The sequence below is a fragment of the Microcoleus sp. PH2017_12_PCY_D_A genome (genome assembly GCF_020738565.1).
In the GTDB taxonomy this organism is placed as follows: domain Bacteria; phylum Cyanobacteriota; class Cyanobacteriia; order Cyanobacteriales; family Microcoleaceae; genus Microcoleus.
The window spans coordinates 1-13,625 of record NZ_JAEQCI010000137.1; the positions used below are offsets into that span (position 1 = coordinate 1).

The following is a 13,625-nucleotide window of genomic DNA, read 5'->3' on the forward strand; positions in this document are numbered from 1 at the left end:
CCTCACTACGAACCTATTTTATTGTTTGATTGTTCGGACTTTATTCCTCGGATGAATGCGGACTAAAGTCCTCACTACGAACCTATTTTATTGTTTGATCGTTCGGACTTTATTCCTCATGAAAAGCCTATCTGCTAGCTTGCTTCTGAATTTTGGGTTTGGAGGCTTCCTTATCCTTGGATGCAGAAGTGTCAGCTTTTAAGAGTTCTGGGAATGGTGGCTGGAGGTTGTGAACTTCGATGTCCATTCCCAACGGCAGAGGTGGAAGCTGGGGCAGATCGTTTTCCAAATCCTTGAGTGCACTAGCGCTTTGTGTTTCCACAAATTTCGGCATTTGGGGTATTTTGGCGGTTTCCAAAGTGCCGATCATTTTTGCTACAGCGAATTCTAGCTGAGCACCGGGGTCGATCGCCACCCAACCTCGATCCGTCATTTGCCGGATCTCGAAGTGGAGGTGAGGCCCTGTAGACATTCCCGTACTGCCGACACGCCCGATCGTATCACCCTGTTTCACCCACTCTCCTGGTTTGACAAACAGTTCTGAAAGGTGTCCGTAGAGGGTTTCCTGAGACTGTTTGCTGTGGTTGAGAACCACTGTCAAACCGTAGCCGCCCAACCAATCGGCGATCGCCACTTGACCGGCATAAGCTGCTAGTACAGGGGTTCCCATCGGCGCCCCCAAGTCAGTGCCGGTGTGAAACCTACCGTAGCCCATAACCGGATGAGTCCGCCACCCAAAGGGTGAAGTAATTTCCGCAGCAATCGATAGCGGAAACAGCAGGCTGGTGTTGCCATTTCCGGGCCTGCCTAAGGGACGCGGGGTGAGATTGTAGTAAGCAAAACCTGTATTGCTGCCGCTGCTGACACTAATCGCACCGACTTGCACTGGCCCTAGTCCCATGCTGGGTTCGGGAGGGCCAGCGGCGTAGGCTGCGGTGTTAACCGAGTATCCAGCGTCTGCCGAGTATCCGGGGTTAGCTGGGTATCCCGTGTCTGATGAGTAGCCCGGGGGTGTGTAAGCAGATTCCGACTGGTTTCCCTGTCCCCAAAGCTGGTTGCCTATTTGTTGAACCGCTTGACCGACTTGACTTACAGGATTCCCGCTATTATTATTTCCGGCGACAGTTCCCCGAACATTGCCCGGAAGGTTCGGAACATTTCCGGGAATGCTTTGTGGCAGATTTCGAGGAGGAGGGGTGGCAATATAAGGGCCACCTGCGATCGGAGTTTCCGGGCTGTAGTTGGACTGTCCGGCGATCGAGGTTTCTGGGCTATAGCTGGGAGGGGCTGCTTCTGCTGTCACGGGTTCGGGAACAGCAGCAGGCCCGCACAAACCGCCAACTCCTTGCCCTCCTGACAGGGAACCTTCGCAGCCGGTCGATCGTTCTGCAAACTCGATCGTTGTCGGCGCTTCGTATTCGGTAGTAGCGCCAACGCTGTAGTCTGTTTGGTCGGCAGCGCGGGCTTCTGGGTTAACTGGTGCTTCAAAAGGAGGTTCCTGGGCCGTCGCTTCAGGCAGGGGAATCAGTGCGGGCTCCGGTAGATAATATTGAGCCGGAGGTTGTTCGGTGACGTAATCTGGCGATGGGGCCGCAACTTCTGCCTGGGGTTCGGGGTCTGGTTCTCGCTGCACTTGGGCTTCGGGTTCCGGGGGCGGAAGAGGTGCTTCAAATAGTGGCTGAAGTTCTGCTGCGCCGGGGAGGGCTTGTTCTGCTGGGGGAGTTTCGGTTTGAGCCCAAACTATGCCTTTGCTGAGCAGTCCCAGACTGGCAAGACAACCTAGTCCCACCAGCAGTGAGCGTTCGGACAAAAGGCGCGATCGAGTCCGGGCGCCTGTGGGGTGATTTTTTTGCTGTTTGGTGTTCAAATGGGCTGTTATTTGCTTGTCTGGAACTGATTTCACGATTTTTTTTCCCAACTCAACAGGGGACGCAAGGAGATCGGTCGATTTTAGATTTTAGATTTTAGATTTACTCGCAGCTTTTAATCTGGGAGGCTAAACCTTAGTCTAAAGTTTTGGGCTGCTCGCGACAGGAGTCGGAAAGCAAGTATCTGTTTTTTGGCGGTTCTGGATTGAATTTATGCCAATCCTTATCTTTATACAGATTTAACTGATTTTACCGGGGTGGATGTAATTTTTTTCGGGTCGAACCAGCTCGAATGCTGTGTCGGTTCGCGATCGATACCCTGGTTTTTCCGCTGCCAATTATCGCACTGCCAACTCGCCTGTGACGGCCACACTGATAATAGCGCTTTGGCGTTCGTCTCTGTTAATTAAGCTCCCCCTCTCCCCATCTCCCCCTCTCCCCATCTCCCCATCTCCCCATCTCCCCCGATCCTGGCCGATCGCACATTTAAACTTAGTCGCCAAAATTGTTGATTGTTTAGAATACAAGCTAACTAAATGATGCGCTTGGAGAAGGATACATTTCATGACTGTAGCTGGCGATCGCTCGACAAATTTTCCTGACTCTGGACGTACCGGACAACCTGACGGTATTAGCTGGCAGTGGCAACAGAGTGCCGAAGGCTTGCCCTATCTGACTTGCAGCTTGCTAGAACGGTGGTCTCACGGCTTTTTTACTCGCGATTTCTCGCCCCAAGGCCCGATCGATCTCACGGAAGTTCTCGCACCAGGATCTCCCGTTTACCGTCTCCAACAGGTACACGGCAATGTCGTACTCAAAACCAGTCAGTTGCCCCCAGTTGTGGCTCTAGACCCGGAAACAGCTACCCCCACCTATGCTTCTGCCGATGGCTTGGTAGCATCGCGAGATTTTGAGGCGCTGTGGGTTTGCTCGGCTGACTGCGTACCGGCACTAATTGCTGACACGGGCACGGGACTCGTGGCCGCCGTTCACGCTGGTTGGCGCGGGACTGCTGCTAAGATATTACCAGAGGCGATCGCTCAACTTGTGGCCGTCGGCAGTCAATTAGAAAATCTGAAGATTGCTCTCGGGCCGGCGATCGGTGGAGAGGTTTACCAGGTATCTGTGGAAGTGGCTGCCCAATTGGGAGCCACGATTGCTCCTCAGAATGCAGTTAGTGCAACAGCCGACGACATTCTGGAATTTTTGCACCAACTACCCGAATCGCCTGTGTTGACCGATCCAGAACCGGGAAAAGTACGGTTGGATGTTCGCCTCTGCAATGCTCTGCAATTGCAGCAGTTGGGAATTAATTCTTCTCAAGTGGCGATCGCTCCTTTCTGTACTTATTCTGACTCGGCTCGCTTTTTTTCCTACCGCCGCGATCGACTAAAAAAAATCCAGTGGTCGGGAATTGTCAGCGCATCTAACACAAGTTCCTGCTAAAGGCATTCGGCACAAGGTAAAATTTAAGATTGCCGGCTTTAAAAATCACAATCTAAATAAAAATCTTTGGATTGACAAATTTTTATTTCGGAATGCCGAATGCCTTCTACCTTATAGCCTCGTTTCGTTGCAGCCCTCTCAGGTCTCAAGACGCTGAGTTTTCCGCATACCAAAAAGTTTTATGAGTGAGCAAACTCCCTATCAACTGCTTGAAGTCGATGAAGATGCTTCCTTTGATGAAGTGCAAGAGGCCCGCACCCGTCTAGCCGAGCAGCACAGCGGCGACAAGAAACGTTTGGAATCGATCGAAGTTGCTTACGACGCGATCCTCATGGATCGCCTCCGCCAGCGACAGGAAGGGAAAATTAAAGTACCCGAACGCATCCGCTTTCCCGAACGCCTGACTCCCCCACCCGCCAGCTTTACTCCGTCTGCTCCGTCGGGGGGCCCAGCTTGGTTGCAGCGCCTGATCGATACTCCTAGCCGAGCCGACATTTTGTGGCCGGCTGGAGTTTATGTGGGGTTGGGCGGACTGAGTATTTATCCAGCGGCTAACGATTCTTTACTACAGTTGACTCTGGCTCTTGGGGTCGGCTCTTGTCTTTATTTTCTTAATCGCAAGGAACAAAAATTTGGTCGGGCTGTGCTGCTGACTGTGGCCGGCTTGGTTGTAGGCTTGCTGCTGGGAGGTCTTTTGGGCCCTTTACTCAGCACGGCATTTATCACAACAGAGAAATTTATCGCTTTGTTTACGTTTTTAATTCTGTGGCTGGTCAGCAGTTTTCTGCGATAGTCATTAGTCAGCAGTCATTAGTCAACAGTCATTAGTCAGCAGTCAGCCATCAACAACTAATAACTGTGGAATTAAAACCTGGACAAAATAACATCAGGAAATGACCAATGACTAATGACTAATGACTCATGTTCGCGCGATATTAACCTCGCACTAATGACCAATGACCAATGACCAATGACTAATGACTAATGACTAATGACTACCTAAAATAATCTCAACAGCTTCGCTCAAATTGTTAGCAATTAAATCCGGTTGGTGCATTTCTAGTTGGGTGCGATCGCGAATTCCGCACAAAACACCAATTACCTTGACACCGTGCGTTTTCGCTGCTATAATGTCTGCATCCGTATCCCCAACCATCCAAAGCTCGGAAGCCGGTGGCAATTCGGCGAGAGCTCTTGCCATCAGCAAGGGCTTATCTTTGACATCCCCGGTTTTGACGTAATCGTTGGGGAGGCAATAGCGGCGGTTTTCAGGGAAAAATTGCCCTAAATTGCAGCGGTTGAAAGCTTCGTCTAGTTCCCTGACGCGGCGCATAGTCATCACCGCCAAGTCTATTTCAGCGCGCTGCACCTTCTCTAGGGTTTCCACAGCGCCCTGAGCCGGTTTATCGTAAATCAGGAACGGCAGGGTGTGGACAGTTTGACGGCGTTTCTCGGCAAATTCGGCGGCTTGGGCTGCGTCTAATCCTGAGAGAATGCCGATTTCGGTTTCGGGAACCCGCGCGCGCTTCATGTCCCAAAACTCGGCTTTTGGGAGTTCGCCCACTGCTTGGCCCTGACGCTGAGTCTCGGCCAGACACTGCTGGTAAACTCGGTAATAGCGATCGGACACATCCATAATCGGGCCGTCAAAGTCGGTGATAAGTCTCAGCATTGAGCAGAGTATTTTTAAGATTTTCTACAAATTGTTCAATATTATATCAATTAAAGGTAACAGCTTTTTTACGAAACTTGACACAATTACCCAGGGGAGGTAATGTCTATAATAATGGTGCTAATTAAAGGCAACAGTTGCATTAAACTGTGGCCATCTTCAACTGTAGCGGTTGTAACTAATATCGGGGAATCTACAATTTTAAATCTGCTGCACAAAAAGTGCCAGCCGCTACCTATTGTTTATAAATTCCAGCCTCTATCGAGGCGGATTTTGACTGCGCTTGCTCGAAATAAAAAGTGGGTCAAATTAATATTTTGCCATTTTTAAAAGAGGGAAAAACCTGCTGGAAAAATCCCAAATTTATTGTGTCGATAAATTAGCCAGCGGTAACAGTTGCTGGCATCCCCCAGTATCAAAATCCCCATGAGAAATAGCAGCCAAACCACAACTAACTTTACCTGCTAACCTTTCACAGTGATGCTCTACAATAACGAGATGCTTCCAACATTGAGTTTGGAGAGCAGCCAGAGAAGTATTAATACTCTTCTTTATAAGCTGTTATCCTTGCGCCGGCTTGAATACCTCGTAGTCGATCGAAAATTTAAGATTCAAGAAATATCTTTGAACGTGCAAGATTTTGCCGACATTCCCCAGGAAGTAGGCAGAGGTAAAGATGTCCGCGATAGTTTTCCCGAACTGATCGGACTTGAAGCAATCCTTGAAGATCTTATAGAAGAACCAGAGGAGGACTTTCAGCTAAAATCCATTACCAGAGTTCTCAAAGACGGGTCTTATTTGTATCTAAATTTGTACATTTTTGGTTTTACAGAAGCAGGAAATGCAGAGAGATTGATGATTTTATGCGAAGATGTGACAGATCGGATTGCAGCTCAACAAAGCATAGTTCAGGCAGCAAACGAAAACAGTATTAAAGTCGATTACTTAGCTGCGGCTAGCGATTATATTGACAAAATTCTTAACTCCCTAGGCGATGTTTTGTTAGTGACAGCCACATCGGGAAAAATCAAAAAAGTGAATCTAGCGGCCCAGCAATTATTTGGATATACCGAATCGGAATTGATCGGCAAACCCATATCCATGATTACGGCTGACGAGGAATTGTTGCGCCAAGTCAGCCAGCTACCTCCGGCACTTAAAAGCGAATCTTGGCATCAAGTAAAAGTAGTTTGCCAAACGAAAATTGGTTTAAAGCTGATTCTCGCGTTTTCCTGTTCTACTTTCGAGACCAGCATAGAAAGCGACTATGCAGACAGCGATAACATACAAGATTTTGTTTATATCGGCCGAGACATTACCGAGCAGCAGCGCACAAAAAATCGTCAAAAAGCACAGTATGCTGTGACTCACATTCTGTCAGAATCAACTTCTCTAGAAATGGCAACTCCGAAAATTATCCAAGCTATTTGCGAAAGCTTTGGGTGGGATATTGGTGAACTTTGGACGCCGACTTCTGGGGAGAAAGAAACGAGATTTAGTACCCAAAAACAATGCGAAAACCTGCCGCGGTTGTGCCTGCCGCTCTGCTGTCCGATCGAGGAAACTCCGCCCTTGCGGCGGGTGGGTGTTTGGCCGGTGGCGAGGGAAGTTAGCGAGTTTGCCGAAAAAAACCAACAGATTGTTTTTGCTCCGGGTGCGGGTTTGCCCGGATATGTTTGGCGCAGCGGTTCTGGGCAGTGGATTACTGATATTGTGGGCGATCGCGATTTCGTGCGCCAGCGCTTGGCCGAGGAAGCGGGATTGCGATCGGGATTCGGTTTCCCCATTCACGCTAGCGGTCAAATTGCGGGAGTAATGACTTTTTTTTCCCGGGAAGAACTGCCGCCGGATGAAGATTTGCTGCAAATGATGGCTGCTATCGGTTCTCAATTAGGACAGTTTGTCAAGCGCAAATATGCGGAGCAAGAATTGCAAGAAGCCGAAGCTTCAATCCGATTGTTGTACGAGCAAGAAAAACAGCAAAGTCAAAAATTGGCTCAGCAAAATTTAGCCTTAGAACAGACTAAATTAGAGTTAGAATCTGCTAATCAGGCATTGCACAGACTTGCATCTGTGGACGGTTTGACTCAGATTGCTAACCGTCGCTGTTTTGACAAAGCATTGCAATCAGAATGGCAGCGCATGGGTAGAGAGAACAAGCCCCTGTCTTTAATTTTGGTAGATTTAGATTTTTTCAAGTTTTACAACGATCGCTACGGGCATCAAGGAGGCGATGAATGTCTAAAAAAAGTGGCTCAAGTTTTAGACAGCAATGCTCACCGGGGAGGCGATTTAGCAGCCCGCTACGGTGGGGAAGAATTTGCAGTAATTTTGCCAGAGACTGATGCTAAGGGAGCAATGCGGGTAGCTGAATCAATTCGCAGCGATTTGAAAGCTATGGCAATTCCTCATGAAGCTTCAAAGATAAGTGAGTCTGTGACAGCGAGTATCGGCGCAGCTAGTGCTGTGTTCGCTCCTGAACTATCTGTGGAGTGGTTGATTGGAGAGGCCGATCGCGCGCTGTATCAAGCTAAACTAGAAGGGCGCGATCGCATAGTTTGTCTAGACTCAAAGACAGAATTTCAGGGCCCGAAAGGAGTATTTTCAGATGTTCATTGTGAGAGAAGCTAAAATCGCTGACGCACCTGCAATTGCACGGGTTAATGTAGATACTTGGCGGACAGCTTACCGAAACATCGTACCAGCAGATTACCTCGCCAAGCTGTCCTATGAAAAACGAGAAAGCAATTGGCAAGAAATCCTGTCAAACGTCAAAAATACTGGGGATTATGTCTGCGTTGCTGAAAATGACTCGGGACAAATTGTAGGTTTTGCTGCGGGAGGTTGCGAGCGCACGGGCAAATATGTTTATCGAGGAGAATTATTTGCCATCTATATTTTGGAGGAATATCAGCGTCAAGGAATTGGGCGCCAACTCGTGCGCTCTGTTGCCACAAAATTGGCAGAATTAGGATTGAACTCGATGCTGGTTTGGGTACTGGGAGACAATTCTGCTTGCAGGTTTTATGAATTTTTAGGAGGCAAAAAAGTGGAGGAACAACAGACAAGCAGAGCTGGAGTTTTAGTCAAAGAAATTGCTTACGGGTGGACGGATATCGCAGTGCTGACAAACACGCCTGCATGAGCTAAAAAGTGGAAGTTTTATAGCGGTTCTCAAGCATGGTGAGGTATGCGCTATGCCCTATGCGCGGCGCAGGCCTATGCCCTATGCCCGGCGCAGGCCAGTCGTCCGCGAATATGAGAGCTTGAAAGGCTATATCAATCATCGCTCAAACTTCCCCGTTTCATTTGTTCCCGTTCAATTGCCTGAAACAAAGCTCTAAAATTACCCGCCCCAAAACCTCCAGCTTGCACTCGTTTGTCATTAACAAAAGTAACTCGACGCTCAATAATCTCGAAAAAGAAAGTCGGTTCGGCAAAAATGGGCTGGGTAAAGATTTGCAGCAGCATCGCAGCGGGAGTATCTTCTTGCCAATCTGCCAAAACTTCGGAAGCTGCAATGGCTTGCCAATCTGCGGGCAAATAGTTTTGCCGCAGCCGCAATTGGGAGTAATATGTTGGAGGAACTGGCAAAAAAGGCAAACCGCGCGATCGCAAATCGGCAACAACCCCGACAATATTATCAGTTTGCAAAGCCATGTGCTGAATTCCCGGCCCTCGATTTGCACTCAAAAACTCTTGAATCTGAGAATTAACCGATGCCGGTTCATTAATCGGGAATTGCACCCCACCTTCAGCATGAACCATAACTTGACTCCGCAAAGCCGACTTCTCAGTTTGAATGTCAAAATTTTGCTGGCGCTCAAAACCTAATACTTTTTGATACCAACCAACAGCACTTGACAAATCGCCCGATTCAACATTTAAAACTACGTGGTCGATGAGAGTAAACAGCGACAGCTTACCAGAAGCCCGTAGCAGTGAATTCTCGCCGATGCGCTCAACCAGCGTGTGGCTTAAATCTCCCCAACCAGCGATTTTTGCCCGCTTAAAAAAGCCTGCTGCTGTTAGGTCTTCTTGAATCGGTTCCAGGATTTCAGCGCCTGCCGCAGCCGCTCTAGCTACCGCTAATTCGATATTTTTTACCCGAAAACCCACATCGGCAATCCCGGGAGGATGAAACTTCAACCAACTAGCAGCGGGACTAGCGGGTGTCAGGGGCGAAGATAAAACAAAACATACATTGCCGCTGCTGACAGCTTCAGTGCGAGTGTGGCTGTTGGAATAACCTGCTGTTGATTGAAAGCCTAAGTGGCTGACAAACCAGTCGCGGGATACTTTAGCATTTTCAACGTAGAAGTGAATGCGATCGAACTCCATAATCAATAACTGAAAATGGAAACTGAAAAATGAAAAGTCGGCAGATTTTCAGTGGGAAACTTCAAGGGAGGGATTGAGGAATGGATATTTTTCATGATTTTTTTGTGCGCCCACTTAATAATAACCTAAAAATTGAATATCCTAGCTCCCTCTGAAGGTAGAAATAGGTCGGCCCTTAAAAGAAACCCGGTATCTGCGATAACTTGGGTTTGGTGGCGAGGCCTTCGCCACCAGGACTCAGGCAAAAAATGGTTTGAGGCGGTACTTAGCAGCGCTCTCGGGGCGCAGTGCAAAGCTGAAATATAGACTTGATTCGCAAGTTTTCCCACCCAAAAATGTCATAATTTTTATTACCTTCTGCTTGGGCTGACTTCGGGCTGCAAATCACTCTTGAATCGCTAAAAGAACAAATGACTTTCTGGCTGAATATTAATTTCCATCGGCACAGCTTGCGGGTCAGAAGCAAGAGCAAACATAATTGCATTGGCAGCGGTTTCGGCACTCAGCATTTTTGACCTATCTACCTTCAAACTCACATTATCCCAAAAGGCAGAATCTACCCCCCCAAAATAGAATAGCGTAAACTTAATGCCGTAGCGCCGCAGCTCATCTGCCATGCACTTGCTGAAACCAACTACCCCAAACTTTGAAGCGCAATAAGCGGTTCCCATCGCCATCGAATGCTTGCCCAAAATCCCGATGACATTGCAGATGTGGCCGGATTTGCGGTCTTTCATCACATTTGCGGCGGCTTGAGATGTATAAAAACTGCCTTTCAAGTTCAAGTCAAGCATGGCATCTAAATCAGCGGGTTCTAGCTTGTTCCACTGCTTGAGAATTCCCGCACCGGCAGCGTTTACGAGGGCATCAATTTGCCCGAAATGTCCAGCAGCTTTCTGCATCAGCGTTTCGACTTGCGACAAATCGGTGATATCTGTCGGTACGCACAGTACCTCTGTTGTCGAAAGTTCGCTTGCTAAAGTGTCTAATTTACTGCTGTCTCTGGCGGCGAGCACTAGCGTCGCACCCGCGTCGGCGAGTTTCCGGGCTACTGCTGAACCGATGCCGCCAGTCGCACCCACCACAACTACAACTTTGTCCTGCATATCCCTTTACATTTCTTTACGTCCAGATTGTATGATAGCTCAAGTTATGGGAATTGGGGATGGGGCATGGGGAATGGGGCATAGGGCATGGGGCATAGGGCATGGGGCATGGGGAACAAATACCAATAATCAATAACCAATAATCAATAACCAATCCTATCGTTTCCGGTTACATCGGTATTATTCAAACACTCAACAGTCAACAGTCAACAGTCAACAGTCAACAGTCAACAGTCAACAGTCAACAGTCAACAGTCAACATCATTCCGGCGCAACCGGAATTGATATCACCAATTCCCCATTGCCCTGTTTGGCCCATGCCCCATGCCCCATCCCGGAGCTTCGCTCCGCCCAATTCCCAATTCCCCATGCCAATAATTAATTTAGGGAAACTTGCCAGCCTTTTTCGGTTTTTTTTAGTTCTAGAGAAGTGCAGGATTGTAAGAATTTAGGAAACTTTCTACCGAGATTAAACTCTTTAATTATTTGGGTGATTTGTTTGCCGTATTGTTTGTGAAATTCGCTGCCCACATTGGAGAGAAATACAGAATTGTGAGGAGAGTTGTCGGTTAAGTCGCTCACTATTTTGACTAGAGCTTTTTCCAAGTCTTCCAAGGAATTGATATCTGTCAAAGTCCCTGATGTTGCTTGGTTATGATTGAGATTTTCTTTGTTGAGTATTGGAGGTGGGGGCGATAATTTAACTTCAAAAAGAGTTACATAAGTCTGAGATATTTCTGATGGTTTGTGGACAACAAAATCTGTGGGATATTTGAGAAATATATCCCTGGTTTTATTGCCTAGAGAATGATTGGTAACAACTTGACTGAGGACTAAACCGTAATTTTCTCGAAATAAAGCTGACAGTGTAGAAAGTTTTATCCATTGAGTTGAGGTTCGTTGTTGCTCTTTTTTGATTAATTCTTTTAGCTGAATAACTAATTGTTCTACGGGTGTAATTTCCGGTTCGGTTACGAGGGAATAGGTTTCCATTTGTCCGGTTTTGCTGTTTAAAACTATGATTTTATCTATTTGTTTGCGGACTTGAAAGACGGTTAATCCGTGGGCTTGCAGTGTGTTGCTGAGGTGGGTGAGGGCGCGATCGGACGAACAGACAAAAATCTCCTTGGCTGTGGGATAATGTACGAAAATCGATGCGCCGACTGTAGCCATTTTTAAGTCGGCACTGTCTTTTCCGGGGGGGACGTGAATCAGTTGATAGCCGCGCTGGTGAAATTCGGCATCTTTCTTGCCCATGCTGCGCCAGTTGGCAAAGGCGACTTTGATTTGGATGGGATAGTGGGAAATTCCCTCAAGGAATTTTTCGGTTTCGATGTTGAGTTGCAAGTTTTCGACATCTAGCAGCAAGATAGCAATGCCGGCAGGAAGCGAATTTGTTTGGTGGGCGGTGGGAGTTGGAGGTTTTGCTGAAACTGAGTTTTGTGATTGGGCTGGTGGTGTTTGGGGTACGGCTAGCTGCTGAATTTTGGCAAATAATTTGCTGAATTGAGGTGAATTGATGAATTCGGGAACCAGCAGAATTTGGAGATATTTTTTTGCCGTCAGCAGCAGCAAATCTGTATCGCTGGCTACTTTAAAATTTTTTGTTAATTTTCCAATCAAAACTGACTGAAAAGCAGGTTTGGCCCAGGGGGTTTTCCTGTATTTTTCAGCTATCCATTCGGGATGCTTTTCCTGGATGGATATTAGTGTTTGAGCGATATAACGACTGATGGCGCTGACTGCGACTGATTCTTGAGTCGCCAGCAAGGGAGTTCGATCGGGCATGGCCCTCTACAATGCGGATGGTTTCTCAATCTATGATACTGTTAGTTCCTCATCGGGTGTCGGACGATCGCCCGCCAAATTAAACCGCCGCCAATTAACGCCAGCCCCGCCAGCCAAATTTGCGTCTCCACCCAGAAGGCAAGAAACAGACAACTCCCCAAGCCCACCCAACCCAACCACTGCGGGTAAAGCCTTTCGGCGCTTGTAAGTTGCAGGGCCGCTGCGTTGGTGATAGCGTAGTAGATCAAAACGCTAAAAGCGCTGAACGACCAAGTGGTTTTGACATTGCCGGTGAGGATTAAAAGTGCGATCGCAATTTCCACAACCACCACAGCCACATAGGGAGTTGTCCCCGCAGGATTCAGCCGCGCCAAGACTCTCGGCATATCCAACCGCCGCCCCATCGCCAGCCACACGCGCGACAAGCCTAAAATTAAGTTCAGCAACACTCCCAGCATGGCAGTAATGGCACCGACGGCTAGGAGTTGGGAAACTCCGGGAATTGGAAAACTGCGGGCGATGACTTCCAAGGGTGCAGCAGCGGTGGCAGTTTCTAGGGACAATTTATCAACACCCCCCGTGCCTGCAACAACTATTGCTACCGCCACGTAAAGCACCATTGTCAGCACCAAAGTGAAAATTATGGCTTTGGGAATGGTTTTGCTCGGTTCCCGCACTTCCTCGCTCATGGTGGCGATGCGGCCGTAACCGGTGTAGGCGACAAACATCAGGGCGGTGGCGTGGAGGATGGAGCCGATCGAGCTATCATTCTCTAAACTGGGCATTTCCCACCGGACCTCTGGCAAACCCGCAGCAATAAAGACAGTCAGAGATAAGAGTGTAACTGAGACTATGACTGTATTGGCAATTTGCGATCGCCTGATTCCGGTCAAGACAATTAAAGTTAGGGCGGCAAGGGCGATTAATGCCGTTAGGATGAGATAAGTGCGATCGGCTACACCAAGTGCACTTAAAAAATACCCCGCAAAACCCAAAGCAGCAGTAGCAGCCGAAGCAGTTTTAGCTAAAAGAAACATCCAGCCGGCAGTAAAACCCAGCCAAGGATTGAGATATTTGTAACCATATTCATAAGTACCGCCGCTAACAGGATGATTCGCCGCCAATTGAGCGCTGTTAAGGCCGTTGCAAACAGCAACTAAAGCAGCAACAGTCACAGCCCAAATCACTCCCGGCCCCGCAATTTCTGTTGCCATTGGGATACTCACAAATACTCCCGTGCCCACAATCGAGCCGAGGCCCATGAGAGTTGCACCGAAAACACCTAATTCTCGCTTTAACAGAGACGGAGACATAATTACACTCGGGTTAGTTTAATACAAATATGTGGCTGGAGACACCATCCTGCTTATTGTTCAGGACTTTCCTGCGGGGTTCGGAAACCGG

11 protein-coding genes are annotated in these 13,625 nt (G+C 48.1%); 4 read left to right on the top strand and 7 right to left on the bottom strand.

Translation table 11 applies throughout. From position 1 onward, the window contains the following. Positions 1 to 127: 127 nt before the first annotated feature. The gene (locus JGK39_RS28785; RefSeq protein ID WP_293249169.1) at positions 128 to 1,903 is read right to left on the bottom strand and encodes a peptidoglycan DD-metalloendopeptidase family protein; all 1,776 of its coding nucleotides are present in this window, start codon (positions 1,901 to 1,903) and stop codon (positions 128 to 130) included. A 303-nt stretch (positions 1,904 to 2,206) separates the two neighbouring features. Continuing rightward, positions 2,207 to 2,434, bottom strand: a complete 228-nt coding sequence (locus JGK39_RS28790; RefSeq protein WP_293249172.1) for a hypothetical protein — start codon at positions 2,432 to 2,434, stop codon at positions 2,207 to 2,209. Between JGK39_RS28790 and pgeF the strand changes: the two genes are divergently transcribed. Both pgeF and JGK39_RS28800 read left to right on the top strand, forming a co-directional pair. Continuing rightward, on the top strand, positions 2,433 to 3,314 hold the full coding sequence (gene pgeF / locus JGK39_RS28795; RefSeq protein ID WP_293249175.1) for a peptidoglycan editing factor PgeF: 882 nt from the start codon (positions 2,433 to 2,435) through the stop codon (positions 3,312 to 3,314). The genes JGK39_RS28790 and pgeF overlap by 2 nt on opposite strands. A gap of 181 nt (positions 3,315 to 3,495) precedes the next feature. Continuing rightward, complete coding sequence (locus JGK39_RS28800; protein WP_293249178.1) at positions 3,496 to 4,107, top strand: CPP1-like family protein; 612 nt, start codon at positions 3,496 to 3,498, stop codon at positions 4,105 to 4,107. Positions 4,108 to 4,302: 195 nt separating this feature from the next. Here the strand turns inward: JGK39_RS28800 and JGK39_RS28805 are convergent, their stop codons facing one another. Beyond that, a complete protein-coding gene (locus JGK39_RS28805) occupies positions 4,303 to 4,986 on the bottom strand; it encodes an HAD family hydrolase (RefSeq protein ID WP_293298368.1) in 684 nt (227 codons plus the stop codon). 498 nt (positions 4,987 to 5,484) lie between these two features. On the opposite strand from JGK39_RS28805, the gene JGK39_RS28810 reads away from it, so the two are divergent. Together JGK39_RS28810 and JGK39_RS28815 are read left to right on the top strand one after the other, a co-directional pair. Beyond that, complete coding sequence (locus JGK39_RS28810; RefSeq protein WP_293249184.1) at positions 5,485 to 7,617, top strand: diguanylate cyclase; 2,133 nt, start codon at positions 5,485 to 5,487, stop codon at positions 7,615 to 7,617. After that, positions 7,595 to 8,131 (top strand): GNAT family N-acetyltransferase, encoded by a 537-nt coding sequence (locus JGK39_RS28815; protein ID WP_293249187.1) that lies wholly within the window; start codon positions 7,595 to 7,597, stop codon positions 8,129 to 8,131. Before JGK39_RS28810 ends, JGK39_RS28815 begins: the two co-directional genes overlap by 23 nt. 134 nt (positions 8,132 to 8,265) lie before the next feature. On the opposite strand, the gene hppD is transcribed toward JGK39_RS28815, so the two are convergent. The 4 genes from hppD to JGK39_RS28835 form a co-directional block, all read right to left on the bottom strand. Beyond that, positions 8,266 to 9,327, bottom strand: coding sequence for a 4-hydroxyphenylpyruvate dioxygenase (gene hppD, locus JGK39_RS28820; protein ID WP_293249190.1), 1,062 nt, complete (start codon positions 9,325 to 9,327; stop codon positions 8,266 to 8,268). A gap of 398 nt (positions 9,328 to 9,725) precedes the next feature. Continuing rightward, on the bottom strand, positions 9,726 to 10,433 hold the full coding sequence (locus JGK39_RS28825; RefSeq protein ID WP_293249193.1) for an SDR family oxidoreductase: 708 nt from the start codon (positions 10,431 to 10,433) through the stop codon (positions 9,726 to 9,728). A gap of 378 nt (positions 10,434 to 10,811) precedes the next feature. Continuing rightward, complete coding sequence (locus JGK39_RS28830) at positions 10,812 to 12,221, bottom strand: NYN domain-containing protein (RefSeq protein WP_293249196.1); 1,410 nt, start codon at positions 12,219 to 12,221, stop codon at positions 10,812 to 10,814. 41 nt (positions 12,222 to 12,262) lie between these two features. Then, positions 12,263 to 13,534 (bottom strand): APC family permease, encoded by a 1,272-nt coding sequence (locus JGK39_RS28835; RefSeq protein ID WP_293298371.1) that lies wholly within the window; start codon positions 13,532 to 13,534, stop codon positions 12,263 to 12,265. Positions 13,535 to 13,625 lie beyond the last annotated feature (91 nt).

What these genes read in the sequence shown, in the direction of transcription:
- pgeF (WP_293249175.1), top strand. Translation starts at nt 2,433, where the DNA reads ATGACTGTAGCTGGCGATCGCTCGACAAATTTTCCTGACTCTGGACGT.
- JGK39_RS28790 (WP_293249172.1), bottom strand. Translation starts at nt 2,434, where the DNA reads ATGAAATGTATCCTTCTCCAAGCGCATCATTTAGTTAGCTTGTATTCT.
- JGK39_RS28800 (WP_293249178.1), top strand. Translation starts at nt 3,496, where the DNA reads ATGAGTGAGCAAACTCCCTATCAACTGCTTGAAGTCGATGAAGATGCT.
- JGK39_RS28805 (WP_293298368.1), bottom strand. Translation starts at nt 4,986, where the DNA reads ATGCTGAGACTTATCACCGACTTTGACGGCCCGATTATGGATGTGTCC.
- JGK39_RS28810 (WP_293249184.1), top strand. Translation starts at nt 5,485, where the DNA reads ATGCTTCCAACATTGAGTTTGGAGAGCAGCCAGAGAAGTATTAATACT.
- JGK39_RS28815 (WP_293249187.1), top strand. Translation starts at nt 7,595, where the DNA reads ATGTTCATTGTGAGAGAAGCTAAAATCGCTGACGCACCTGCAATTGCA.
- hppD (WP_293249190.1), bottom strand. Translation starts at nt 9,327, where the DNA reads ATGGAGTTCGATCGCATTCACTTCTACGTTGAAAATGCTAAAGTATCC.
- JGK39_RS28825 (WP_293249193.1), bottom strand. Translation starts at nt 10,433, where the DNA reads ATGCAGGACAAAGTTGTAGTTGTGGTGGGTGCGACTGGCGGCATCGGT.
- JGK39_RS28830 (WP_293249196.1), bottom strand. Translation starts at nt 12,221, where the DNA reads ATGCCCGATCGAACTCCCTTGCTGGCGACTCAAGAATCAGTCGCAGTC.
- JGK39_RS28835 (WP_293298371.1), bottom strand. Translation starts at nt 13,534, where the DNA reads ATGTCTCCGTCTCTGTTAAAGCGAGAATTAGGTGTTTTCGGTGCAACT.